At 54.2% G+C, this 21,868-nt stretch carries 23 protein-coding genes, 1 tRNA gene and 1 pseudogene; 6 read left to right on the top strand and 19 right to left on the bottom strand.

Annotated features, from left to right (window positions below):
- Positions 1-204: 204 nt before the first annotated feature.
- The 7 genes from OVA03_RS02170 to OVA03_RS02140 form a co-directional block, all read right to left on the bottom strand.
- Positions 205-834 carry a hypothetical protein gene (locus tag OVA03_RS02170; protein ID WP_267526582.1) on the bottom strand — a complete coding sequence of 210 codons (630 nt, stop codon included), beginning with the start codon at positions 832-834 and terminating at the stop codon, positions 205-207.
- Positions 835-950: 116 nt separating this feature from the next.
- Positions 951-1,415 (bottom strand): hypothetical protein, encoded by a 465-nt coding sequence (locus OVA03_RS02165; RefSeq protein WP_267526581.1) that lies wholly within the window; start codon positions 1,413-1,415, stop codon positions 951-953.
- A gap of 82 nt (positions 1,416-1,497) precedes the next feature.
- Positions 1,498-1,881, bottom strand: coding sequence for a 50S ribosomal protein L7/L12 (gene rplL, locus OVA03_RS02160; protein ID WP_267526580.1), 384 nt, complete (start codon positions 1,879-1,881; stop codon positions 1,498-1,500).
- A 45-nt stretch (positions 1,882-1,926) separates the two neighbouring features.
- Complete coding sequence (rplJ, locus tag OVA03_RS02155; protein WP_189487818.1) at positions 1,927-2,442, bottom strand: 50S ribosomal protein L10; 516 nt, start codon at positions 2,440-2,442, stop codon at positions 1,927-1,929.
- 353 nt (positions 2,443-2,795) lie between these two features.
- Positions 2,796-3,632, bottom strand: a complete 837-nt coding sequence (locus OVA03_RS02150; protein WP_267526579.1) for a flagellin — start codon at positions 3,630-3,632, stop codon at positions 2,796-2,798.
- Between the two features lie 105 nt (positions 3,633-3,737).
- Positions 3,738-4,586 (bottom strand): flagellin, encoded by an 849-nt coding sequence (locus tag OVA03_RS02145; protein ID WP_267526578.1) that lies wholly within the window; start codon positions 4,584-4,586, stop codon positions 3,738-3,740.
- 170 nt (positions 4,587-4,756) lie between these two features.
- Positions 4,757-5,239, bottom strand: a complete 483-nt coding sequence (locus OVA03_RS02140) for an Lrp/AsnC family transcriptional regulator (protein ID WP_267526577.1) — start codon at positions 5,237-5,239, stop codon at positions 4,757-4,759.
- Positions 5,240-5,348: 109 nt separating this feature from the next.
- On the opposite strand from OVA03_RS02140, the gene OVA03_RS02135 reads away from it, so the two are divergent.
- Both OVA03_RS02135 and OVA03_RS02130 read left to right on the top strand, forming a co-directional pair.
- Positions 5,349-6,266, top strand: coding sequence for a DMT family transporter (locus OVA03_RS02135; RefSeq protein WP_267526576.1), 918 nt, complete (start codon positions 5,349-5,351; stop codon positions 6,264-6,266).
- A gap of 72 nt (positions 6,267-6,338) precedes the next feature.
- A complete protein-coding gene (locus OVA03_RS02130; RefSeq protein WP_267526575.1) occupies positions 6,339-6,944 on the top strand; it encodes a tRNA-(ms[2]io[6]A)-hydroxylase in 606 nt (201 codons plus the stop codon).
- A gap of 21 nt (positions 6,945-6,965) precedes the next feature.
- Here OVA03_RS02130 and arsC read toward each other — a convergent pair whose 3' ends face one another.
- From arsC to OVA03_RS02110, 4 genes are all read right to left on the bottom strand, one after another.
- A complete protein-coding gene (gene arsC, locus OVA03_RS02125; protein ID WP_267526574.1) occupies positions 6,966-7,388 on the bottom strand; it encodes an arsenate reductase (glutaredoxin) in 423 nt (140 codons plus the stop codon).
- Entirely contained in the window at positions 7,385-8,077 is a 693-nt protein-coding gene (locus OVA03_RS02120) for an aquaporin (RefSeq protein WP_267526573.1), read from the bottom strand. The genes arsC and OVA03_RS02120 overlap by 4 nt, the downstream gene beginning before the upstream one ends.
- On the bottom strand, positions 8,055-8,387 hold the full coding sequence (locus OVA03_RS02115) for an ArsR/SmtB family transcription factor (RefSeq protein WP_267526572.1): 333 nt from the start codon (positions 8,385-8,387) through the stop codon (positions 8,055-8,057). Before OVA03_RS02115 ends, OVA03_RS02120 begins: the two co-directional genes overlap by 23 nt.
- Before the next feature lie 170 nt (positions 8,388-8,557).
- Positions 8,558-9,463 (bottom strand): helix-turn-helix domain-containing protein, encoded by a 906-nt coding sequence (locus OVA03_RS02110; RefSeq protein ID WP_267526571.1) that lies wholly within the window; start codon positions 9,461-9,463, stop codon positions 8,558-8,560.
- A gap of 106 nt (positions 9,464-9,569) precedes the next feature.
- On the opposite strand from OVA03_RS02110, the gene OVA03_RS02105 reads away from it, so the two are divergent.
- Positions 9,570-10,724: a DNA cytosine methyltransferase gene (locus OVA03_RS02105; RefSeq protein WP_267526570.1), complete on the top strand. Its 1,155-nt coding sequence runs from the start codon at positions 9,570-9,572 to the stop codon at positions 10,722-10,724.
- Between the two features lie 141 nt (positions 10,725-10,865).
- Here OVA03_RS02105 and OVA03_RS02100 read toward each other — a convergent pair.
- From OVA03_RS02100 to lon, 3 genes are all read right to left on the bottom strand, one after another.
- A tRNA-Val gene (locus OVA03_RS02100) sits at positions 10,866-10,941 on the bottom strand.
- Positions 10,942-11,095: 154 nt separating this feature from the next.
- Complete coding sequence (locus OVA03_RS02095) at positions 11,096-11,374, bottom strand: HU family DNA-binding protein (protein WP_267526569.1); 279 nt, start codon at positions 11,372-11,374, stop codon at positions 11,096-11,098.
- Between the two features lie 299 nt (positions 11,375-11,673).
- Positions 11,674-14,070, bottom strand: a complete 2,397-nt coding sequence (gene lon, locus OVA03_RS02090) for an endopeptidase La (protein ID WP_267526568.1) — start codon at positions 14,068-14,070, stop codon at positions 11,674-11,676.
- Positions 14,071-14,318: 248 nt separating this feature from the next.
- Between lon and OVA03_RS02085 the strand changes: the two genes are divergently transcribed.
- Positions 14,319-14,777 (top strand): YaiI/YqxD family protein, encoded by a 459-nt coding sequence (locus OVA03_RS02085; RefSeq protein ID WP_267526567.1) that lies wholly within the window; start codon positions 14,319-14,321, stop codon positions 14,775-14,777.
- A gap of 88 nt (positions 14,778-14,865) precedes the next feature.
- Positions 14,866-16,026, top strand: coding sequence for a Gfo/Idh/MocA family protein (locus OVA03_RS02080; RefSeq protein ID WP_267526566.1), 1,161 nt, complete (start codon positions 14,866-14,868; stop codon positions 16,024-16,026).
- Positions 16,027-16,036: 10 nt separating this feature from the next.
- On the opposite strand, the gene OVA03_RS16945 is transcribed toward OVA03_RS02080, so the two are convergent.
- The 3 genes from OVA03_RS16945 to clpX all read right to left on the bottom strand — a co-directional run bounded on the left by OVA03_RS16945 (position 16,037) and on the right by clpX (position 18,538).
- Complete coding sequence (locus OVA03_RS16945; protein ID WP_324291019.1) at positions 16,037-16,177, bottom strand: hypothetical protein; 141 nt, start codon at positions 16,175-16,177, stop codon at positions 16,037-16,039.
- Entirely contained in the window at positions 16,174-17,067 is an 894-nt protein-coding gene (locus tag OVA03_RS02075; protein WP_324291018.1) for a PA0069 family radical SAM protein, read from the bottom strand. Before OVA03_RS02075 ends, OVA03_RS16945 begins: the two co-directional genes overlap by 4 nt.
- Before the next feature lie 211 nt (positions 17,068-17,278).
- Complete coding sequence (gene clpX / locus OVA03_RS02070) at positions 17,279-18,538, bottom strand: ATP-dependent Clp protease ATP-binding subunit ClpX (RefSeq protein WP_189487802.1); 1,260 nt, start codon at positions 18,536-18,538, stop codon at positions 17,279-17,281.
- A gap of 275 nt (positions 18,539-18,813) precedes the next feature.
- Between clpX and OVA03_RS02065 the strand changes: the two genes are divergently transcribed.
- Entirely contained in the window at positions 18,814-19,440 is a 627-nt protein-coding gene (locus tag OVA03_RS02065; protein WP_267526565.1) for an HAD-IB family hydrolase, read from the top strand.
- Here OVA03_RS02065 and OVA03_RS02060 read toward each other — a convergent pair.
- Together OVA03_RS02060 and tig are read right to left on the bottom strand one after the other, a co-directional pair.
- A pseudogene (locus OVA03_RS02060) lies at positions 19,433-20,066 on the bottom strand (ATP-dependent Clp protease proteolytic subunit). The gene OVA03_RS02065 and the pseudogene OVA03_RS02060 overlap by 8 nt on opposite strands.
- A gap of 261 nt (positions 20,067-20,327) precedes the next feature.
- Positions 20,328-21,665, bottom strand: coding sequence for a trigger factor (gene tig / locus OVA03_RS02055; RefSeq protein ID WP_267526564.1), 1,338 nt, complete (start codon positions 21,663-21,665; stop codon positions 20,328-20,330).
- Positions 21,666-21,868: the final 203 nt, after the last annotated feature.

The raw sequence follows: 21,868 nt of genomic DNA, 5'->3' as shown, positions 1-21,868 counted from the left end.
GCGATCTAAGCCAAACCCTTCGCCGACGAAAAGAGCATAATGTCAGCCATCAGGTAAATTCGCAGGATGCGCGAAACGCAAAGCGAGTCGCAATCCAAGAGAGCACGCCATAGCGCACTTATCCCCGCCTGTGAAGAGGGCATCTTGAATATTTTTTGAAAATGTCAAGAATTAAAATTTCAGGTCGCAAAAGCCGCCCTGAAATCATGTGCAGTCCTCATGAACCTCGACAAAGCGGGTCTGAACCTGACAGACAGCGACGCCTTCAAATCCGCAAACCACGCCCCGCCCGCGCGCCGAACAACTCCAGTGTTCAGGCCGGACATCCGACTTTCTGAGCCGGTACTGACCGGCCTCGTAGTTCCGGCACATGACCGCCGCATCGGTTTTACCCGACGCGATGGCGATATCCTTGGCCGCCACTTGCGAAACCGAAGGCACCAAAGCCGTCATAACCATCAGGGGCAGGGTTTTTTCCTCACCGTCCCAGTTCTCACGCTCGACACGGCGGCAGGTTTGCAGGCGCAGGGCGGCTTCACGGGCAAACTCACCGTCCGGATAAATGCGCAGATATTGACGCAAACCCTCCCCATCCACGCGCGACGATGCCGAAATCCAGAACCGTTCTTCGGTAGGTGACGCCACACCGGCCAAGCCGCCATAGGCGCAAACCGGACGGAACCAGCCCTGCCCGCAAAAAACCGTCGCCGCCCCCAAAGTATTGCTGGATAAGGCAATCCATGCCCCAAACATAAAGATAAGCACCCCAAGGAAATAGGGTGTGGCCACAAACCGTTTAATCGCTGATTTAACTTGCTTTTTAAAAGTTATCACGGCCCGCCTCCCACATGGCGATCCCGACAGCCTAATCAACCTCTCACAGGTCGTTGCCGCCACCCGAATTATCCACAGAGTAGCGGATGAAAACGCCCTGTCAATATGGTTAAAAATCAGCCACAGGACGAGTCACTCAAGAAAACCTGAACCGCCTCAATCCGTTGTAAATCCTTCGGTCGGCCAAACCGACGCAGAATAGTCATCTGTTCATTCAAGTCAGGAACGAAAACTCCGCTCATCGAAACGAAACTTTCAAAACGCAAGCATTTCCATTCGCCACTGAAAACTTCCAGATCGCCCATGAAATCAATCATTACTCCGCCATCGGGCCTATACTGAAAAAACGGATGAGAACGAAAGCGCTCATCAGGTCTGGCCGCATCCGGCAATGACACCTGTAGAGCTTTGCGCACGCTTTCAATTACCTCAAACGGCGCCACCACATCAACATCTGTGGGATCAGGCACAACCGGGACACCGCTCAGCCACAAGGCCGCAGACCCTATGACCCGCCATGACGGCTCACGCGGCATGACCTCACTGAGGAAATCAAACGTGCGCAAAAGCGCCTGTGTCATGTCTCACTCCGCCCATAACGAAAACAGGCCCGAAGGTTTCCCTTCGAGCCTGAAATTTAAAGCAATATGGCCAAAGCCGTAATTACTTAACTTCAACCTTGGCGCCAGCAGCTTCAAGCTTAGCCTTGATTTCAGCGGCTTCTTGCTTGGAGATGTTTTCCTTGACGGTTTGCGGCGCGCCTTCGACCAGGTCCTTGGCTTCCTTCAGACCGAGGTCCGAACGGATGCCACGGATTTCCTTAATCACGTTGATCTTCTTGTCGCCGCCATCGGTGATGACAACGGTGAACTCGGTTTGCTCTTCAGCAGCTTCGGCCGGAGCGGCAGCAGCGCCACCAGCAGCGGCAACGGCAACCGGAGCCGCGGCAGAAACGCCCCATGCTTCTTCAAGAGCCTTCGACAGTTCAGCAGCTTCGAGAACGGTCAGGGTGGACAGGTCGGCGACCAATTGTTCAATCTTAGACATTGTATTTCCTTTAAAGGGTATAGGTTTGTGAGTGGTATGAGCTGATTAAGCGGCGTCTTTGGTCGCGTACGCGTTGAAAACGCGTGCCAACTGACCAGCCGGTGCTTGCAGAACGCCAGCGATACGGGTCGCAGGCGCCTGAATAAGACCGATAAGCTTGCCACGAAGTTCGTCGAGCGACGGCAGTGTGGCCAGAGCCTTCACGCCGGATTCGTTCAGAACATCGTTGCCCATGATGGCGCCAATGAGCTTGAGCTTGTCATTCTCTTTGGCGTATTGGGCGGCGATCTTAGCGGCAGTCACAGGGTCGGGACCATAGGCCAGAGCGACAGGGCCTTTGAAAAGGGCTTCAGCCTTTTCACCAGCGCCATCGGCCAGAGCTTTTTGAGCCAGACGGTTCTTAAACACCTTAAGCACAGCGCCTTCTTTACGAAGACGGTTGCGCAGTTCAGCCATTTCCACAAAGGTCAGACCCGAATACTGGGTCACAACCACGACGCCTGAGTCAGCGAAGATGCCCTTAAGCTCTTCGATCGAACTGGCTTTTTGTGCGCGGTCCATTTGCGGCCTCCAATTGAGGTGATATCTGCCGGGGGTATTCCCGTCAGACGTAACAAACGACAAATTCGCGCTGAGTTGCCCCAATGCGGTTTGTCACTGTCCATGATGAGAAGCTAATCACCCAAGGGCCGCACGCGCTTCCTATATCACAAGGAAATCGTACAATCTTGATGGCGTGTCGCGTCCCGTCTATTTTCGGTCTCCGGGGGCTCCCGGAAGTTTATGGAACAGGTGGCCCCTGCTCCCCGAAGGTCTCGGACAGAACGGAGTGGAAACGAATTTCCACGCCGGAACGCGGCTATTACAAGCAATATATTGAAAAAGCAAGCCCTGAACCGCTGTTCGTTTTTGCTTTAGCGCCGGAAAAGCTCAAGGATCAACTGTGAGCTTCGGTTAGCCATCGACAACGCCATGATCCCCAACTGCATTTTAGTCTGGAGTGCCTGTAACTTGACGCTTTCCTTGGCCATATCGGCATCGACCAGATTGCCAACACCGGCTTCCATGGCGTCCTGAATTTTATAGAGCATGGTCGATTGCCGATCCAGCATCTTTGAATCCGTACCCATTTTTGCCAGACTTAGGCTGGTGGTCTTAATCGCAAAGTTGGTGGCGTCGATGAATTTTTGCGCATCGGCTGCCGATGTGATCGGCCCAAGCGTCACCGCTCCGTGCCCTGGCACGCTGCCCCATAGGCCTGCCAGAGACATATCCTGAGCGCGAATAGTCATAGTGTCGCCGCCAAGTCCCGCCAGCACACTGATATTGTTATCGCCGTTCGCTATCAGACTTGTGCCATTAAACGAAGACGTTTTAGAGATGCGATCTACCTGCTTGGCCAGAGTCATGAACTCTTCTGACAGAGCCGCCCGTGCAGTCGTATCAATCGATGTATCCGATGCCGCCAGCGCCTTCTCTTTCATCAGAGTGAAAATGTCTGAGATCGACTCGCCCGCGGCCATGGCAACATCAATGACCGACTTGCCGCGATTGAGCGAGGTTTGCAGAACATCAATCGATGAAATCTGTGAACGCTGGTAATTGGCTATGGCCCAGACGGCACCATTATCCTTGGCGCTGGAAACCTTAAGTCCCGTCGATATACGGTTTTGGGTCGCCGCAAGCTGAGCCGCCGTCGCATTTAAATTCTGCAACGCCGTCATGGCCGCTCTATTGGTTCGGATCGACATGCCTGCCACAGGATGCGCTCCTTTCCATTTTAAATTAAGGCGTGCGGCCTCGCGCGTTGCGGGTAGTTTATTACATCGCCATGAACAGCCCGTTAAGGCCTATGCTTAAGCGGCCTGAAACAGGGCCAGCACCATGTTCGGGGCCCGGTTGGCAATTGACAAAGACTGCTGCCCCAGGGATTGCCGCGTCTGCAAAGACGTCATACGGGCACTTTCTTTGGCCATATCGGCATCGACCAGATTGCCAACACCCTCCGTCATGGCGTCCTGAAGCTTATAGAGAAACTTCGACTGACCTTCTATGGCCTTAGCCGCCGTCCCCAGAGCTGACAGCCGCAATCCTATGCGCTCAATGGCGATATCCATGGCCGGTATGAAAGCGGCGGCTTCGGTCGCGGTTGTAAACGGCAGGGTCGCGGACGCAATCGGCATGTTCCACCACAACCCGTCTACACCCAGCGACAGGTTTTGCGCCTGAACCGTAATCGTATCCAGACTAAGGCTGGCCGGCACGACCATGTCATCAGCGCCTTCATCGATCAGGTTGGTGCCATCGAATTCAGCGTTTTTGACGGCATGCCAGATCTGGCGGATCATATCCAGAAAGTCGTCAGACATAGCGGTGCGCGATGTCGTATTCAGCGAGGTGTCGGCTGCCGATATTACCCGCGTTTTCATTTCATTGAGCACATCGGCGACCGTCTCACCGGCGCCCATGGCGACATCGATAACCGAGGTTGCCCGCTCAAGTGAGCGCTGCAAAACATCGAGTGAGGAAATTTCCGACCGCTGCATCACGGCGATGGCATAGACGGCGCCATTATCCTTGGCGCTCGATATCTTAAGTCCAGTGGTTATGCGGTCTTCGACTTCCCGGAACTGGCGCGAAGTCCGGTTCAGCGACTGCAAAGCCGCCATAGCCCCGACATTAGTGTTGACGGTCACGTTTGACACGATGTGCCCCTACCATTCTGGTTCAGGATTAACGAGCATTTTGCCCATAAGCCGTAATCGACATTACGGATACACTTACGCGGTCACTTAAATTGCGGCACTAAACCCTTAGAGTTCGCGCCTTATAATACCACTTATCATGAGGTTTGGTTAATTTAATCTTACCGCGCTTACGTTGATTTGAACCTTGATAAATCAACGCCCAGCCCGACCTTGACCCGATCCAGCGCGACCAGAGATCGGAACATTTTGACGTTGGTATTCTCGTAAAACAGCTTACGCGCCAGCGCCTCATATGCGTCCATGGTCGCCACCGTAACCACCAGAACGAAATCAACGTCGCCGGTCACATAGTAACACTGCTGCACCTCCGGCACCGACAGCCGTTTGCGCATCGCGTCCAGTTCACTGATGTGAGTGCGCTCCAGAGTGACCTCGACAATGATGGTGATGGGCTGGCCAACATGGTTCGGGTCGATCACCGCTATGTTTTTGGCAATAACGCCTTCGTCCTCCAGCCGCCGGATACGTCGCTGAACCGCCGCTGTCGATAAATTCACGCGCTCGGCAATCGCCTTCAGGGCCAGCCGATTATCCTCCTGCACGACATCAAGGATCGCATAGTCAAAGCTATCCAGCGCAACCGCCTTCATAATCGCCTCATTGATGAGAAATTTTCCCGGTAAGCGCACCAATTTAAAGCACAATTATCACCCTCATCAAAATATATTCCCACCACCGCCCCTCTGCAGAGTTGATGTCATGCGTTCCCCGACTACCCAAGGATATATTCTGGCCCTGACCGGCGCTTTATTATGGGGCGTATCCGGCGCGTTTATGCAGTTCCTGTTTCAGGACAAACAGGTAAGCGCCGAATGGATGGTTACGGTACGCATGTTGATATCCGGTGTACTGCTGTTGTCCGTTTGCAGCCTGAGACGGCCGCAGAAAATTTTTGCTATCTGGCGCGACCGGGAAAACCTGAAAAGACTGTTCCTGTTTGCCTGCCTTGGCATGATTTCGGTTCAGTACACCTATTTTGCCGCCATCCGCGCTTCAAACGCCGCGACGGCCACAGTGTTGCAATATACGGGGCCGGTCATGATCGCGGCATGGTATGCCTTTAAGGAAAAGCGCTGGCCCAGCCCATTTGAAGCCTTATCGGTCGCTTTGGCGGTCGGCGGAACCTTCCTGCTGGTCACCCATGGCCGCCCGTCGGATATTTCAATCTCCCCGGAAGCCCTGTTCTGGGGGCTGGCCTCTGCCGTTGCCTTCGCCGTCTATTCAATTCAACCGTTGAAACTCATGCGCCATTACCCCGCCCCGATCATTCTGGGCTGGGCCATGCTGATCGGCGGGATACTGTTCAGCTTTGTGCATGCACCGTGGGATGTCGTCGGCATATGGGATGCCCAAACCGTAATCGCCTCAGCCTTCGCCATTATCGGCGGCACGCTGATTGCGTTTCTGGTTTACATTCAGGCGACAAAACTCATCGGCGCCCGTACCGCCAGTTTGATGGCCTGTGCCGAGCCTCTGTCAGCTACACTCATTGCGGTATTCTGGTTGAAGGTGCCGTTTGGGGTCTATGACTGGCTCGGCGCGGGCTGCATTATTGCTACCCTTTTGTTGCTGACTTTGCGGACACCTTCAAAAGCTGCGGCCACATCCCCTGCGTAGTGATGCGCACTCCCGGCTTGTGTTTTGCCGCAGCCTTTGGCACATCAGCGTCGTTCAAAAGAGAGTCCGCGCATGCTGCCTGCCATCCATGATTTCCTGCAAAGCGAAACACCAGCCGCCTGGATCGACGCGGCACTTGCCAATCAGGATATCCTGCTGCTCGATCATAAGAACTGCGAATATAAGGCGGCTACCAACGCGCTGAACCTGATGGCCAAGTATTGCACGCGTGAGGTACTGATGAACGCCATGTCACGGCTGGCGCGCGAAGAACTGGTGCATCACGAGCAGGTCATGAAGCTGATGAAAAAGCGCGGCGTGGCGCTTCGTACCCTTTCGGCGTCACGTTACGCCGCTGGCCTGAGGCAAATGGTGCGCCGGACTGAACCCGGCATGTTGACCGATATACTGGTGATCTCAGCCTTTATTGAAGCCCGGTCGTGCGAACGCTTTCATGCGCTATATCCCCATCTGGATGATGAGTTGAGCAAATTTTACAAAGGCTTGCTGGAAAGCGAGGGGCGTCACTTTACCGGCTATCTGAAGCTGGCGCATCTTTATGGTGACGCCAGTGATATTGCCGCCCGCATCACGGCCATCCGCCCGGTGGAGCAGGCCCTGATTGCCGACCCGGACACAGAGTTCCGCTTCCATAGCGGCCCACCGGTTATGAGTTAAAGGCTTTAGGAAACCGGCAGGTCAGGCGACACGGTTACCCTGCGCATCAATCAGAAGCTCGCCGTCTTCCTTATAGAACGGCCCAGTCGGGAATTTATCGATCAGATCGAGAACGGCCTCGCTGGGTCGGCACAGCTTTGTGCCCTTATCCGTAACCACAATCGGGCGGTTGACCAGTATGGGGTGCGCCAGCATCGCCTCCAGCAGGGAATCGTTGCTGACGGCAGGATCAAGCAGGCCAAGCTCCTTCGCAGGGGACTTGCTCTCCCGAAGGGCCGCGCGCGGCGTCAGGCCCGCCGCCGCCAACAGGGCTAAAAGCTGATCCCGCTGCCAGCCCGTTTGCAGATACTCGACCACCACAGGCGAATAGCCCGCCGCCTCAAGGATGGCCAGCACATTGCGCGACGTGCCGCAGTCGGGGTTATGATAGATCGTGACGGTCATTGTTCTTCTTTCGATTTCAGGAGCCACGCACAGACGGCATAAGCGGCCAACGCGCCGCCGATCTGTGCAATCATGAAGGCGGGCGCGTCATCGGGGCGAATGCCAGAAAAGGTATCGGTAAGGCTGCGCGCGAAGGTGACAGCCGGGTTGGCAAACGACGTTGAGGCCGTGAACCAGTAGGCGGCGACTATGTAGAGACCGACGGCCACAGGGACGAAGTTGATCCTGAACCTGATCGCACCGAGAATGGTCACGACCAAGCCGAAGGTGGCAACGCCTTCTGAGAGCCACTGCGGCATACCTGTCCGTACTTTTTGCGACACCTGAACTATGCCCTCACCGAACATCATGTGCGCCAGCCAGACACCAAGTACCGCGGCAAAAACCTGCGCCACGATATAGGCCAGCGAGGACTTTACAGAGACTTCCCCCCGCAGAGCGAATACCAGCGTCACAACCGGGTTGAAATGCGCGCCAGAGATCGGGCCCAGAATGGTGATGAGAACTATCAGGATGGCGCCCGTGGCAATGGCATTACACAACAGGGCGATGGCGGCATTACCTCCCGAAAGGGTCTGGGCCATGATGCCCGACCCCACGACCGTCGCCAGCAGCAAGCCGGTGCCCAGCCCCTCCGCGAAGACCTTGCGCCCAAAGCTGTAGGTCTCAGCAGCCACAGGCAATCTCATCCAATAGCGGCTGGCACAGATCGGCACGACCGCCGCAACAATCGCGAAGCAGGAAGGTAAGCAAGCCCTTGATACCGTCAAAGTCTGCGAAGTAGCGGATGCTGCGCCCTTCCCGGACGGATCTGATCAAGCCTGAGTGCGCCAGCACCGACAGATTGGCCGACATGGTGTTCTGCCTGACGCCAAGGCGATCACCGATCTCGCCTGCGGCCATGCCCTCGGTGCCCGCCTGTATGAGCAAACGTATGACATCGAGACGGGTTTCCTGACTGAGCGCCCCAAAGGCCGCGACCGATTGATTTTTATCCATACATCGTGATTAATTGATATATAGATTGGCCGCAAGGCCTGTGTCGTTAAAATTCATGTTTTTAGGTGATTAACGCCCTACACCCACAAACACATAACGAGCCAAATGAAGTCACCGCATAAAAACGGTCGTTGAAAACGGTTCCACGAGGCTTTAAGCAAGCTTTCGTATTAATTATGTCCGGGGTAAATGTCGCCAATACCACGTTTGTAGGGGAGCAAGTTCGGTTTATAATAAACGAGTGCCATATTGTTAAACACATCGGTCTTGATTACCGCAGTTTTCCCAGAGTCACCTGCGGTATTACTGATCGAAAAATCATCTTCAGTTAGTACACCGACTTTGACTTCCCATATCCAAACCGTATCACCTCTCGTAGTTTTGCCCTTCGAATACTCTCCAAGCTTATCTGCCAGTACGTATCTAAAAGTGATGTATGTTCCCGCCTTCGGAAGATGCCCCTTTGGTTTGCTGGTTTCGAGAGCCACCTTCAATTCTAAATTAACAGCCCCCTCGCCTACCGGCAATAAATCGGGATAGGTGTGCGGTTTATTACGCTGGTACAAACCGCCAGAATGGTCTGCCAACCCGCCACCGAGCATGTTTCCGACCATCGACGAAAGATTTGCCAACTCGACCAACTGAGCGATAGGCAAGGCATCTTTCTCCTGCAATTGTTCGTCAATCACGTCCAAAGTTTGATAGCAGCTATTGATAGCATCAAGTAGTGATCTACCACTCAGGCCAGTTAGGCGTTTGAATTGATCCACATTTCGCAACTCACTCGCACTGGGCGTTCGTGCCTGATGCAGTTCTGAGAGTTCGGGGATTGACATTTTTCCTGACGCCACAGAACCGGCCTCAAGGATTAACTCATGCAACGGCACATTCAGCGCGTTTGAAATTTGCTGTGCAACAGCTAGTGTCGGGCTCCGCTCGCCTCGTTCGATAAGCCCTATCGTCGTCCGATGTACTCCCGCCAAGTCTGCTAACTGCTCAATAGTTAAGCCAGCCTGCATACGAAACTGCTTAATTAAGCTTATGAAGCCGCGTAAAAAATTTTCATCCCGACTCACGACTCAGCGCCCCTTTAGCTACGCAGGAATAACCTAGACATGTTGTGACACTGGAACCACGAGACTATAGTCTCCACCGGCACGGGCGATTCTAGAGGAATAAGGGATGCACAAGTTACTCGATTTGTTCTGCGGTACTGGGGGGTTTTCAAAAGGATTTGAGAACTCCCAAAAAAGCCAATTTGAAGTTGTTTTTGGTATCGACCTGCTCGAAACATCAATCGGAACTTTTCGCCTAAACCATCCCGGAGCGCTCGGCGTTTCTGGGGACATACGAAAGTATAAAAAATCAGAAGTCGCCGAAAAGCTGGGGGTTAAAAAAGGCGATATTTCCGTGATCGTTGGTGGCCCGCCGTGCCAAGGTTTTTCGTCGATCAGACCGTTTAGGTCAACGAATGATGACGATCCAAGGAATAGCTTGTTTGAAGAGTTTGCCAGTTACGTGAATTTCTTCCGCCCAAAGGCATTCGTTCTTGAGAATGTTACGGGCCTAGCTACCCATAAAGGCGGCGACACAATTAACATGATGCAAGAGTGCTTCCATAATCTGGGTTACGACACAGATTGGAAACTCCTGAATGCCGCGCATTACGGCGTACCACAAAAAAGAGAGCGACTTGTGATGGTCGGCGTTGAGGCAGGGGGCCTAATCAAGTTCCCAGTGCCGACCCATTTCCATAACGGCTCTACCATCGGATATAAAGATCGCCGTAGAGTGATGTCGGCATCTCATGACGATTTATTTAGTGAAAAAATAGAGCTTCAACCTGCTGTGACGGTAATGGAAGCTATTGGCGATCTGCCTTCGATTCATTCCGGCGAAGGTGCTACCGAATACTCAACGGCTCCGTATAATTCGTATCAAAGAGAGCGACGTGGAAATAATAAAGAACTGAAGTTGCATTCCTCCACATTGCACACGCCCAAAATGCTCGAAATAATTAAACATTCGGGAAAGAACATCGACTCGATACCAAAGAATCTAATAACCAGTGGCTTTAGCTCATGTTATTCCCGACTGGATGGGGCTGAGCCGTCTGTAACTTTGACCGTCAATTTTGTACACCCCGCATCAAACAGGTGTATCCATCCAGTTTTGAATCGCGCCCTAACGCCGCGCGAAGGTGCTCGTCTTCAGTCTTTTGATGACGATTTTGAATTCTTCGGTAGTCGGACACATGTGGTTAAGCAGATTGGAAATGCAGTTCCACCGCTTCTAGGGAAAGCATTGGCCGAGTCCCTTTCAGAAGTATTTGCCTAGCCTAGAGATGAAAAAATATGGAAATGGTGGACGTGAGAGGTTTAACCTCAAACCGTTCACCCAGAGCCCGACCGGGCGTTGGTGAGCGTTCGCCGCCCTTACGGAGCGATGAGCGAAGCAAATTACGCGTGAGTGAGGAAATGGTGGGCGATGACGGGATCGAACCGCCGACCTACTCGGTGTAAACGAGCCGCTCTGCCAGCTGAGCTAATCGCCCCCTTAAAGCCGCATGACATCATATATCTGTGCGGTCTCTGAAGTGGAGGTGAGCCTTTGCCCGCCCCCGCTTCAGAAGTCAAGTCATTGAAGCGGTCTGGTGCGCATTTATCCCCATCCGAGGTGCGCGCAGCCAAAACCGTCTCACATAAGTCTTAGCCGTTAAGGGCAGACTTCAGGCCTTCACCGACGCGGAAACGCGCGGTTGTGCTGGCCGGACGGGCAACCGTTTCACCGGTGCGCGGGTTGCGGGCCGTACCAGCTTCGCGCTTGACAGCCAGGAAGGTGCCAAAGCCCACGAGACGGACTTCTTCGCCTTTTTTGAGAGCATCCGAAACGCTGTCGGTAAATGCGTCGAGTGCCTTTTTGGCTTGCTCTTTGGTCAGGCCGGCCTGTTCGGCAATCGATGCCACGAGTTCAGCTTTCGTCGTCATATATCTTCTCCCTACCATCAGTATAGGTTTGCTAAAACTAACCCTTGATCACCGCGACTCATATTCAGAGGGTCGCTCAAAGGTGAACCCGATAGAGACTACAAAAAAACCGTCAGGTCAAAACCCAAATTGCAGTTTGTGCACCGCAAATCGTGTTTTTTTAAGGGTTTCAGGCGATTTTATCGTCTTTTTATACCTCACGGCCATTTTCTTATCGTTACACTTCCGTGATGCAGTGCACAAAAAAGCCGGTCTGATTCGTGAGAAACAGACCGGCCTGGTTTTAACGGGACGCGCTTTTAATGTGCGGTGAGTGCGTCCGGATCATCAATGGCGGCAACCGCAGCGCCTGCGACCACCACCGGCTCCACCCACTCGATAGATTCGAGCGGCTTGGTCAGGGCATGTTTCAGGACATCCTCAACCAGAGATACCGGGATGATCTCCAGCCCCGACTTCACATTGGCCGGCAGATCAATCAGGTCTTTCTCATTCTCTTTCGGGATGAGCACGGTCTTGATGCCGGAGCGCAATGCCGCCAGTAACTTTTCTTTCAGGCCGCCGATCGCCAGCACCCGGCCACGCAGGGTAATTTCACCCGTCATAGCCAGATCTTTGCGCACCGGAATACCCGTCAGCACAGACACCATAGCGGTGACCATAGCCACACCGGCCGAGGGGCCGTCTTTGGGCGTGGCCCCTTCCGGGACGTGGACGTGGACATCGGTTTTATCAAACACCGGCGGCAGGATACCGAATTTCGGCGCTAGGGCCTTCACATAGGAATTGGCCGCAGAGACCGATTCCTTCATGACTTCTTTCAGGTTGCCGGTCACCTTCATGCCGCCCTTACCGGGCATTTTGATGGCTTCGATGGTGAGGATATCGCCACCGAATTCCGTCCACGCCAAACCCGTGACCATACCAATGAGGTCTTCTTCATCGGTGGCACCGTAATGATATTTACGCACACCGGCATATTTGGCCACACGTTCATCATCGACCGCGATCGATGTGACCTTCTCCTTGGCCAGATCGCGGATAGTCTTACGTGCCAGATTGCTGAGTTCTCGCTCTAATGAGCGCACCCCCGCTTCACGGGTGTAATAGCGGATCAGATCACGAATGGCCTGTTCCGGCACGATCCATTCCTCAGCCGACAAGCCATGATCTTTGGCCAGTACCGGCAGGATATGACGCTTGGCGATCTCAACCTTTTCATCCTCAGTATAGCCGGGGATGCGGATGATCTCCATCCGGTCGAGCAAGGGCTGTGGCATGTTGAGCGAGTTGGCCGTCGTCACGAACATGATCTTGGACAGGTCATAATCGACCTCAAGGTAATGGTCGTTGAAGGTCGAGTTCTGCGCCGGGTCCAGCACCTCAAGCAGGGCCGACGCCGGATCACCGCGCCAGTCAGCGCCCATCTTGTCGATCTCATCCAGCAGGAAGAAGGCGTTGGTGGTCTTCGCCTTTTTCATCGACTGAATGATCTTGCCGGGCATGGAGCCGATATAGGTGCGGCGGTGACCGCGGATCTCGGATTCGTCACGCACGCCACCCAGCGAGATACGCACAAATTCGCGCCCGGTCGCCTTGGCGATCGACTTGCCGAGCGAGGTTTTACCAACACCTGGAGGCCCAACCAGGCACAGGATTGGCCCTTTGAGCGTTCCCATACGCGCCTGCACGGCCAGATGCTCAAGGATGCGCTCTTTGACCTTCTCAAGGCCATAGTGATCGGCATCAAGGATTTCCTCGGCCTTATCAAGCTTGATCGGTTTGGTCTTGGCGGCACCCCACGGGATAGCCAGCAGCCAGTCGAGGTAATTGCGCACCACCGTCGATTCTGCCGACATGGGCGACATGTGGCGCAGCTTATTCAACTCAGCCATCGCCTTATCGCGGGCCTCTTTGGACAGTTTGGTCGCCTTGATTTTCTTCTCAAGCTCGACCAGTTCGTCCTTGCCCTCGTCCTGCTCACCCAGTTCGCGCTGAATGGCCTTCATCTGCTCATTCAGGTAATATTCGCGCTGGGTCTTCTCCATCTGACGCTTGACGCGCGAACGGATTTTCTTCTCGACCTGAAGAACCGAGATTTCGCCTTCCATCAGGGCGTAGATCTTCTCAAGGCGCTTGGTGACCGAAAGCTGCTCAAGCAGGTTCTGCTTATCGGCAATCTTGATCACCAGATGGGCGGCGATAGAATCGGCCAGCACATCGGGCTCGGAAATTTCAGCAAGCGTCGCCACGGCTTCGGCCGGAATTTTCTTGTTCAGCTTGATATAGTTTTCAAACTGCTCAGAAACTGCGCGCACCAATGCCTCAAGATCCGGGCCTTCCGACAGGCTGGGCTCCAGCGCATAGGATTCAGCCTCATAATAGCTGTCGGTCTTGGTGAAGCGCTTGATCTTCACGCGCGACTTGCCCTCGACCAGCACTTTTACCGTGCCGTCCGGCAATTTCAGCAATTGCAGCACATTGGCCAAAACGCCGATATCGTAGATAGCATCGGCTTCAGGATCATCATCGGAGGAATTTTTTTGCGTTGCCAGAAGGATCTGCTTATCACCCTTCATGACCTCATCAAGGGCACGCACTGACTTATCCCGGCCAACAAATAGCGGCACGACCATGTGCGGAAACACCACAATGTCGCGTAGCGGTAGAACCGGAATTGTCAAAACATCAAACATTACATACTCCTAATCAGGAAACCTGAGCCGGAAAATTACTTCTGATCTGCGCTCAAGAAGCACTGCGTTAGCGCAAACTTATATAGACAGTAAAGCCCGATATCCCTAGCCCTGCAAGGTTAGAGTGATTCAGCACCCATCCGATAGCCATTTGTCCGAACACGCTGTGGATGAGCCTGAACTTCTATGTGGGATAGATCGGATAATAATCAAGGGACGCCAAAAGCCGGGTCTGGTATGAGGTCTTCATGACCCTGACGATCTACATAGATGCCGACGCCTGCCCGGTAAAAGACGAAACCTACAAAGTCGCCGCGCGTTACACCCTGCCCACGTTTGTGGTGTCCAACAGTTTCATCCAGATTCCGCAGTCAGCGCTCATCAAGCGGATGATCGTCGATGCGGGCCCCGACATTGCCGATGACTGGATCGCCGATCAGGCTGTGGCCGGGGATATCGTCATCACCAACGACATCCCTTTGGCGGCCAGAGTTCTGGCCAAAGACGCCTATGCCATTGCCCCCAATGGCCGCGCCTTTACCAAGGACTCAATAGGTGCCGCCCTGGCCCAGCGCTCAATTATGGAGCATATCCGCTCGACTGGCGAGATCACCGGTGGGCCGCCGCCGTTCTCAAGCGCTAACCGCTCGCAGTTTTTGCAAACTCTGGATCAGACCATAAACCGCTCTCAAAAATTGCGGCGCTAAATACCGTCTGATTTGACCTTTTCTGAAACAATGGTAACGCTAACGTCCAACGAAAATAATCAGGCTAAACTTATCAGGGAAGCAGATCATGAGCGGATTTGAAATCGATCGTCGTCGTTTACTTTTGGGTGCCAGCGCCGCCCCTCTCGCCGCATCCATAGCGGGCGCCGCTCAGGCGGAGGTGGTCGCCAAAGGTCAGCCCCTCCGCGGCAATCCCCAGATGCCGGAACCACCTGCCAAGCGCATGGGCTATGCGGTTGTAGGGCTTGGCTCTTTTGCCATCGGGCAGGTGCTGCCCGGCCTGCAAGCCGCGTCTCAGTCCGCCGTGACGGCGCTCGTCTCCGGCAACCCTGAAAAAGCCCGCGATGTCGGCGCCCGCTACGGCGTCAGCCGCATTTATGACTACAAAAACTTCGACAAGATCGCCGATGATAAAGACATAGATTGCGTTTACATCGCCTTGCCGGTCGGCCTGCATGCTGAATACACCATCCGCGCTCTCAAGGCCGGCAAGCATGTCCTGTGCGAAAAGCCTATGGCCTCAACCGTTGCGGAATGTGAGGCGATGGTCGCCGCCGCCAAGGCCGCCAACCGGCAACTGGGCGTGGCCTACCGCGTGCATTTCGAGCCCAACAATGTGGAAGCCCTGCGCCGTCTGCGCGCCGGTGAGATCGGGGATATCCGCTATTTCTCCGGCGAAACCGGCTTTCCGGCCAATCCCGCCTATCCGCCAGTCAAATGGCGGCTGGAAAAGGCGCTGGGCGGCGGCGGATCAATGTATGACATTGGCATCTATGCACTTAACGGCTGCCTGATGTACGTCGATGAACCACCGATTGCCGTGTCAGCCGTCTATACAACACCGGCCGGTGATCCGCGCTTTACCGAGGTCGAAGGCGGCGTTGACTGGCGGTTGATGTTCGCGTCCGGTATTACCGCCCAAGGGTCGTCATCCTATACCTTTGCCTACACCAGCCAGCAGCGGATACTGGGCACCAAAGGCTATATCGCGCTTAATCCCGCCACGGATTACAGCAGCGTTGGCGGCGTGATTCATACCGACGCCACGCGCCCGATACGCGCCGGAGATTCTCTGGTGCAATTTGCCGCTCAGCTCGACGGCTTCTCAACCGCCGCCCGCACCGGCCAGCCGCACCGCACCCCCGGCGAAATGGGCCTGCGCGACATGCGCATCATTCAGGCTATGTACAAAAGCGCCGATAACGGCGGCGCGACGGTCAAGCTTTAAACGCGCGATCTTAAAATAGAGCCATTTGCGGATCACCGCCGCGGAACTGACTGTAATCGAGATTACTTGGTTTCCAGTTCAGTCCGTGGCGCTTGACCGCCAGCGCGAACCTTTGGGCGATCAGATCAGCATAAGGTCCGCGCCCCGTCATGCGGCTGCCGAAATCGGGTCATTCAATTCGCCATCCCGGCATTGGCGAATATGGTTCAGTACCTTATTGGCTCGATCCGGAAAATTAAGCCTCAGCCATTCCTCAAACAGGATTTTGATCTCGTAAGGCAGACGCACCAAATTATAGCCTGCCTTTATGGCCCCCGCGTCCGCCGCCGCCTTCACAAGATTTTCAATCTCATGGCAGGTCAGGCCGGGAATGATGGGAGCCACCATAACCCCCACAGGTATGCTTGCTTCATGTAAAGCGCGCACCGTCTCCAGCCGCCTCTGTGGTGTCGCCGCTCTTGGTTCCATAATCCGCGCCAAGTGCCGGTCTAGGGTCGTAATCGACAACATCACCGTCACCAGCCGCAGGGCCGCTATCGGCTCCAGAATATCAATATCTCGCTGAATCAGGGCGGACTTGGTAATCAGATGGACAGGATGACGAAACTCAAACAGAACCTCCAGAAGACTTCGCGTAATGCGTTCTGTGCGCTCGGTCGGTTGATAGGCATCGGTATTGATCCCCAGCATCAACGGCGCGGGTTTGTAGCGGGGATCAGACAGTTCCAGCCGCAACAGTCTGGCAGAATCAGGTTTACGGAAAATCCGTGTCTCGAAATCTATCCCCGGTGACAGATCAAGATAGGCATGACTAGGCCGCGCAAAACAATAGATGCAGCCATGCTCGCAGCCCTTATATGGATTTATCGAGCGATCAAAACCGATATCTGGCGACGTATTGCGTGTGATGATCTTACGCGCCGTATCAACCCCCAGAATGGTTTTAAGCTGCTCAAGTCCTGCCCGCTCCTCATGCGTCCAGCCATCGTCAATTTCATAAAGATCGGGGGCATTAAACCGCCCGCTTGGTCGATTAGACACAGAGCCCCGCCCTTTACGCAACCGACTAGGCAGTGCGTTTTCGTCATCAATGGGATCGATCCTGAGCGTTGGGATGGGCATGCATCATGCTAACATCACGTCAGAACAAATCAAGAACATTTAAGGTAAAAAAACGACCCCTTTTCCGGGGCCGCTTTTATTCAATATCAATTCTCTATGAGGCAGCTATTCGCAACCTCTCACAGTAGAATTAAGCCGCGCCGCCGCCACGCTTTTCGGCGTAGATCAACAGTGGCTGTGAGCGTTCTTCGACGACTTCGCCATTAATGACAACCTCTTCGACGCCCTGCATGTTCGGCAGTTCGTACATGGTATCAAGCAGAATGGCCTCAAGGATCGAACGCAAACCGCGAGCGCCGGTTTTACGGACGATGGCCTTCTTCGCGACAGCAAACAACGCCTCTTCCGTGAAGGTCAGGGTGACGTTTTCCATCTCGAACAGCCGCGCATATTGCTTGATCAGCGCGTTCTTTGGTTCCGTCAAAATCTTGACGAGTGTTGCCTCATCAAGATCCTCAAGCGTCGCGAGAACCGGCAGACGGCCGATAAATTCCGGGATCAGGCCGAACTTCATCAGATCATCCGGCTCAACCTGGTGCAGAACCTCGCCCAGACGACGCTCTTCCGGGTCTTTAACCGTAGCGCCAAAGCCGATCGAGGTGCCCTTACCACGGCTGGAAATGATCTTTTCCAGACCGGCAAACGCACCACCACAGATGAACAGGATGTTGGTCGTGTCCACTTGCAGGAACTCTTGCTGCGGATGCTTGCGGCCACCTTGCGGCGGAACGGAAGCAACCGTGCCTTCCATGATTTTCAGAAGCGCCTGCTGCACGCCCTCACCCGACACATCGCGGGTGATCGACGGATTATCAGACTTGCGCGAAATCTTATCAACTTCGTCGATATAGACGATGCCGCGTTGCGCGCGTTCGACATTATAATCAGCCGATTGCAGCAGTTTCAGGATAATGTTTTCAACGTCTTCACCAACATAACCAGCTTCGGTAAGCGTCGTGGCATCAGCCATAGTGAACGGCACATCGATGATGCGCGCCAAGGTTTGCGCCAGCAGGGTCTTACCCGAACCGGTCGGCCCGATCAGCATGATGTTGGACTTGGCCAGTTCAACATCATTACCTTTAGCGGCATGATTCAGGCGCTTATAGTGGTTGTGAACCGCGACCGACAGAACCTTCTTGGCCTGAGACTGACCAATCACATAGTCGTCGAGGACTTCACGAATCTCTTTGGGGGTCGGCACGCCGTCCTTGGACTTCACGAAAGCGATCTTGTGCTCTTCACGAATGATGTCCATGCACAGCTCAACGCATTCATCACAGATGAAGACGGTCGGCCCCGCTATTAGTTTACGCACCTCATGCTGGCTCTTTCCGCAGAAGGAGCAGTAAAGGGTACTTTTGCTATCGCCACTGGCGGCTTTCGTCATAAGCGCTTTCTCACCTCATGCGCGGCCCGTGCGTCCAAGTACGACGCACGTTCCCGCTTCAAACCGACACTATGCCTTCTTAGGGATTAAAAAAAGGCTATTTTCGCTACATATCCGCCTAACATACGCATCTTATGGCGATCTATGCACAGTTTAGACCACGCCTCAACCGCATCCTTTGGGGTTTTAGTGTCCCCGATCACAATTAGCGGGATGAATTTCTATATAGGATGGAATATGAGGAATAAAAGCCACACTCATAAACGGCCCTGTGAATGCCTTGCGCAAATGAAGCCCCCGCCCCTCAAATCGCCGCCTTCGATTTTGACGGCACCCTGACCTATAAAGACAGCTTCACGGCCTTTTTGGTCTGGCATTGCGGTTACCCTAAGCTTGCGTGGGCGTTTATTTCCACACCGTCGCTGATCAGCCACTATATAAAGACCAAAGACCGCGGGGCGTTAAAATCAAGACTGATCCATAAATTGCTTGGCGGAATCCGGCGTTCAGAACTCGAAGCCCTGATCACGGCGTTCGCGGATAGCCATAAGAATAAGTTGTTCCGCCCAGACGCTCTAATTGCATGGGCCGAGCAAAAACAACCGGATCGTGTGCGGGTGATCGTTACGGCCTCGCCAGACATTCTGGTCGGCGCGTTTGGGGCTTATCTGAGTGCGGATCTTGTGATCGGCACTAAACTCGGATTTTCTGCCGACGACCGGCTGTTGCCGGAGCTCGACGGGCTGAACTGCCGGGGGCCAGAAAAGGTTGAGCGCCTGAAAGCCGTTTACGGCGAATCACTGCGTATCGTGACGGCCTTCGGAGACACAAGCGGCGACTTTGAGATGATCAAAGCCGCCGACAAGGGACATTACAGAGTGTTTACGGGTAAGCCTACTTAACGACTTCAACCGTATCAGTACGCTTTTCGTAAACGTGGTCGACCAGACCAAAAATCCTTGGCTTCCAAGGCGGTCATATAGCGGTCGCGATCCAGCGTGCGCTCGATCGTCTCATAGCTTTGGCCGGTGTGCTTGACGTAGATTTCGTTGAGCAGTTTCTTGGTCTTGCGGATATCTTCGGCCTGAATTTCGATGTCCGACGCCATACCGCGCGCACCACCCGAAGGCTGGTGCACCATGATCTTGGAATTGGGCAATGAGAAGCGCTGACCGGCTTCACCGGCTTGCAGTATAAGCGATCCGGCCGACGCCGCCATACCGATACAGACGGTCGATACAGGGGATTTGATGTACTGCATGACGTCATAGATCGCCAGGGCCGAAGTCACCTGACCGCCGGGCGAGTTGATGTACATCGCGATTTCCTTTTTCGGATTTTCCGACTCAAGGAAAAGAAGCTGTGCGCAGATCAGGCTGGCCATACCGTCTTCAAACGGGCCGGTCAGGAAGATGATGCGTTCTTTCAGCATACGCGAGAAGATATCGTAGGCGCGCTCACCGCGGCTGGATTGCTCCACCACCATAGGCACCAGATTCATAGTCAGATTGTCGATAGGATCGCGCATAATTGCCCCTGATCAAAATTGGCTTGTGGATTCGTATATAGGGTTAAAACTCTTAAACGAAAGTGGACGCCCCGCGAACCCCTTTTACAAACTGGCAATTTACCCACAGCTTTTCAAGCGCAAACCGCACAACAATTAAAATGGCATATCCACCATAAAAAAAGATGCAGGGAACTCGGTTCCCTGCACCCTGATATTTTCTATGCTCAGCACCGACCTCGAAGCGCGCTCCAAGTTCCGGGTGCAGGGTCTGCGACCCTGCTACTCGTCTTCGGCCAGAAGCTCTTCCTTGGTGATCGGCGCTTCCGATACCTTGGCCAGTTCAAAGATCGCATCAACGACCTTTTCTTCGTAGAGCGGCGCACGCAGTTGGGCGGACGCGGCGGGGTTAGACCGGAAATATTCAAACACCTGACGCTCCTGGCCTGGATAGTTGCGAGCTTCCTGAGCGATGGCCTGAGCCAGTTCCTGATCCGACACGGTCACGTTCTGACGGGTACCGATTTCAGCCAGCACGAGGCCGAGGCGCACGCGGCGCTCAGCGATCTTGCGGTATTCGGCTTTCAGATCGTCGTCTGACTTACCGGCATCTTCTTCGGACAGTTGGCCCGCAGCCTTATCCTGCTCAACCTGTTGCCAGATACCGGAGAACTCAGCGTCCAGCATCTTTTGCGGCAGATCGAACGAGTGTTTTTCATCAAGGATGTCAAGCAAAGCGCGCTTCATCTTGAAACGGGCAGCGGTTTTGTACTGCTGCTCGATCTGGGTCTTGAGCAGGCCCTTCAGCGCATCCAGACCTTCGAGGCCGAGGCCCTTGGCAAATTCATCGTCCGCGACAGCATCTTTCGGCGCGGAGATTTCATTGACCTTGGTCTCGAACGTCGCGTCTTTGCCGGCCAGATTGGCCGCGCCGTAATCGGCCGGGAAGGTCACGTTCAATACGCGCTCTTCGCCCTTTTTGGCGCCGATCAGTTGTTCTTCAAAGCCCGGAATGAACTGGCCGGAACCGATGACCAGATCAGCACCTTCCATCGAGCCGCCGTCAAACACTTCGCCGTCAACCTTACCGACAAAGTCGATATTCAGCTTATCGCCGTCAGCCGCCTTCGGGGCTTTGCCGCCCTTGGGCTCATACTGCTTTTGCTGTGACACGATGCCGTTCAGGGCTTCGCCCACTTCGTCTTCGGTCGGCTCATAAACCGGGCGGGTCAGTTCAAGGGTCGTCACATCAACCGGCTCGAAATCCGGCATTTGCTCAACCGCGATCTGATAAGCGAAATCGGATTCGCCCTTGATGACCGCATCAATATCACCGAGCGGGGTCAGTTCAGGCTGGCTGGCCGGACGCACTTTATTTTCATCCAGCGCCGACTGGGTCGTTTCGGTGAGCGTTTCCTGAAGGATTTCGCTCATCAATTCCTTGCCGTAAAGCTTTCTGACGTGGGCCGGCGGCACCTTGCCGGGACGGAAGCCCTTGACATTCATCTTAGGTGCGACTTCGGCGATCTTGGCGTTCAGCTTTTGCGTCAGTAGATCTTTAGCGATCGTGACTTCGTAGACGCGCGACAGGCCTTCATTCAGTTTTTCAACGACTTGCATCGATTTTCAGTACCTTTTAGAACCGCGCCCTTTCCAGCCCTTGCCGGACGCACAATTCATACAAAACACGACCGACCGGCAAAGTCGCCGGTGCGGAAATTTAAAGATGCGCATCTATGGCATTATTCACCTCAAGGTCAACGGTATATAGCCGCATTTCTCGCTTTTTGAGCCGATTTAGCGCCGACATTAAGTCGGGCATA

Origin of the sequence: Asticcacaulis sp. SL142 (assembly GCF_026625745.1) — a bacterium.
Lineage (GTDB): Bacteria > Pseudomonadota > Alphaproteobacteria > Caulobacterales > Caulobacteraceae > Asticcacaulis.
The sequence above is the reverse complement of the archived record's forward strand: the minus strand, read 5'-3'. Positions and strand labels throughout refer to the sequence as shown.

Bases quoted from the DNA above. Each gene is read 5' to 3' on its own strand.
- OVA03_RS02165 (WP_267526581.1), bottom strand. From the start codon at position 1,415: ATGACACAGGCGCTTTTGCGCACGTTTGATTTCCTCAGTGAGGTCATG.
- rplL (WP_267526580.1), bottom strand. From the start codon at position 1,881: ATGTCTAAGATTGAACAATTGGTCGCCGACCTGTCCACCCTGACCGTT.
- rplJ (WP_189487818.1), bottom strand. From the start codon at position 2,442: ATGGACCGCGCACAAAAAGCCAGTTCGATCGAAGAGCTTAAGGGCATC.
- OVA03_RS02150 (WP_267526579.1), bottom strand. From the start codon at position 3,632: ATGTCGATCCGAACCAATAGAGCGGCCATGACGGCGTTGCAGAATTTA.
- OVA03_RS02140 (WP_267526577.1), bottom strand. From the start codon at position 5,239: ATGAAGGCGGTTGCGCTGGATAGCTTTGACTATGCGATCCTTGATGTC.
- OVA03_RS02135 (WP_267526576.1), top strand. From the start codon at position 5,349: ATGCGTTCCCCGACTACCCAAGGATATATTCTGGCCCTGACCGGCGCT.
- OVA03_RS02130 (WP_267526575.1), top strand. From the start codon at position 6,339: ATGCTGCCTGCCATCCATGATTTCCTGCAAAGCGAAACACCAGCCGCC.
- arsC (WP_267526574.1), bottom strand. From the start codon at position 7,388: ATGACCGTCACGATCTATCATAACCCCGACTGCGGCACGTCGCGCAAT.
- OVA03_RS02120 (WP_267526573.1), bottom strand. From the start codon at position 8,077: ATGAGATTGCCTGTGGCTGCTGAGACCTACAGCTTTGGGCGCAAGGTC.
- OVA03_RS02115 (WP_267526572.1), bottom strand. From the start codon at position 8,387: ATGGATAAAAATCAATCGGTCGCGGCCTTTGGGGCGCTCAGTCAGGAA.
- OVA03_RS02105 (WP_267526570.1), top strand. From the start codon at position 9,570: ATGCACAAGTTACTCGATTTGTTCTGCGGTACTGGGGGGTTTTCAAAA.
- OVA03_RS02095 (WP_267526569.1), bottom strand. From the start codon at position 11,374: ATGACGACGAAAGCTGAACTCGTGGCATCGATTGCCGAACAGGCCGGC.
- lon (WP_267526568.1), bottom strand. From the start codon at position 14,070: ATGTTTGATGTTTTGACAATTCCGGTTCTACCGCTACGCGACATTGTG.
- OVA03_RS02085 (WP_267526567.1), top strand. From the start codon at position 14,319: ATGACCCTGACGATCTACATAGATGCCGACGCCTGCCCGGTAAAAGAC.
- OVA03_RS02080 (WP_267526566.1), top strand. From the start codon at position 14,866: ATGAGCGGATTTGAAATCGATCGTCGTCGTTTACTTTTGGGTGCCAGC.
- OVA03_RS16945 (WP_324291019.1), bottom strand. From the start codon at position 16,177: ATGACGGGGCGCGGACCTTATGCTGATCTGATCGCCCAAAGGTTCGCG.
- clpX (WP_189487802.1), bottom strand. From the start codon at position 18,538: ATGACGAAAGCCGCCAGTGGCGATAGCAAAAGTACCCTTTACTGCTCC.
- OVA03_RS02065 (WP_267526565.1), top strand. From the start codon at position 18,814: ATGCCTTGCGCAAATGAAGCCCCCGCCCCTCAAATCGCCGCCTTCGAT.
- tig (WP_267526564.1), bottom strand. From the start codon at position 21,665: ATGCAAGTCGTTGAAAAACTGAATGAAGGCCTGTCGCGCGTCTACGAA.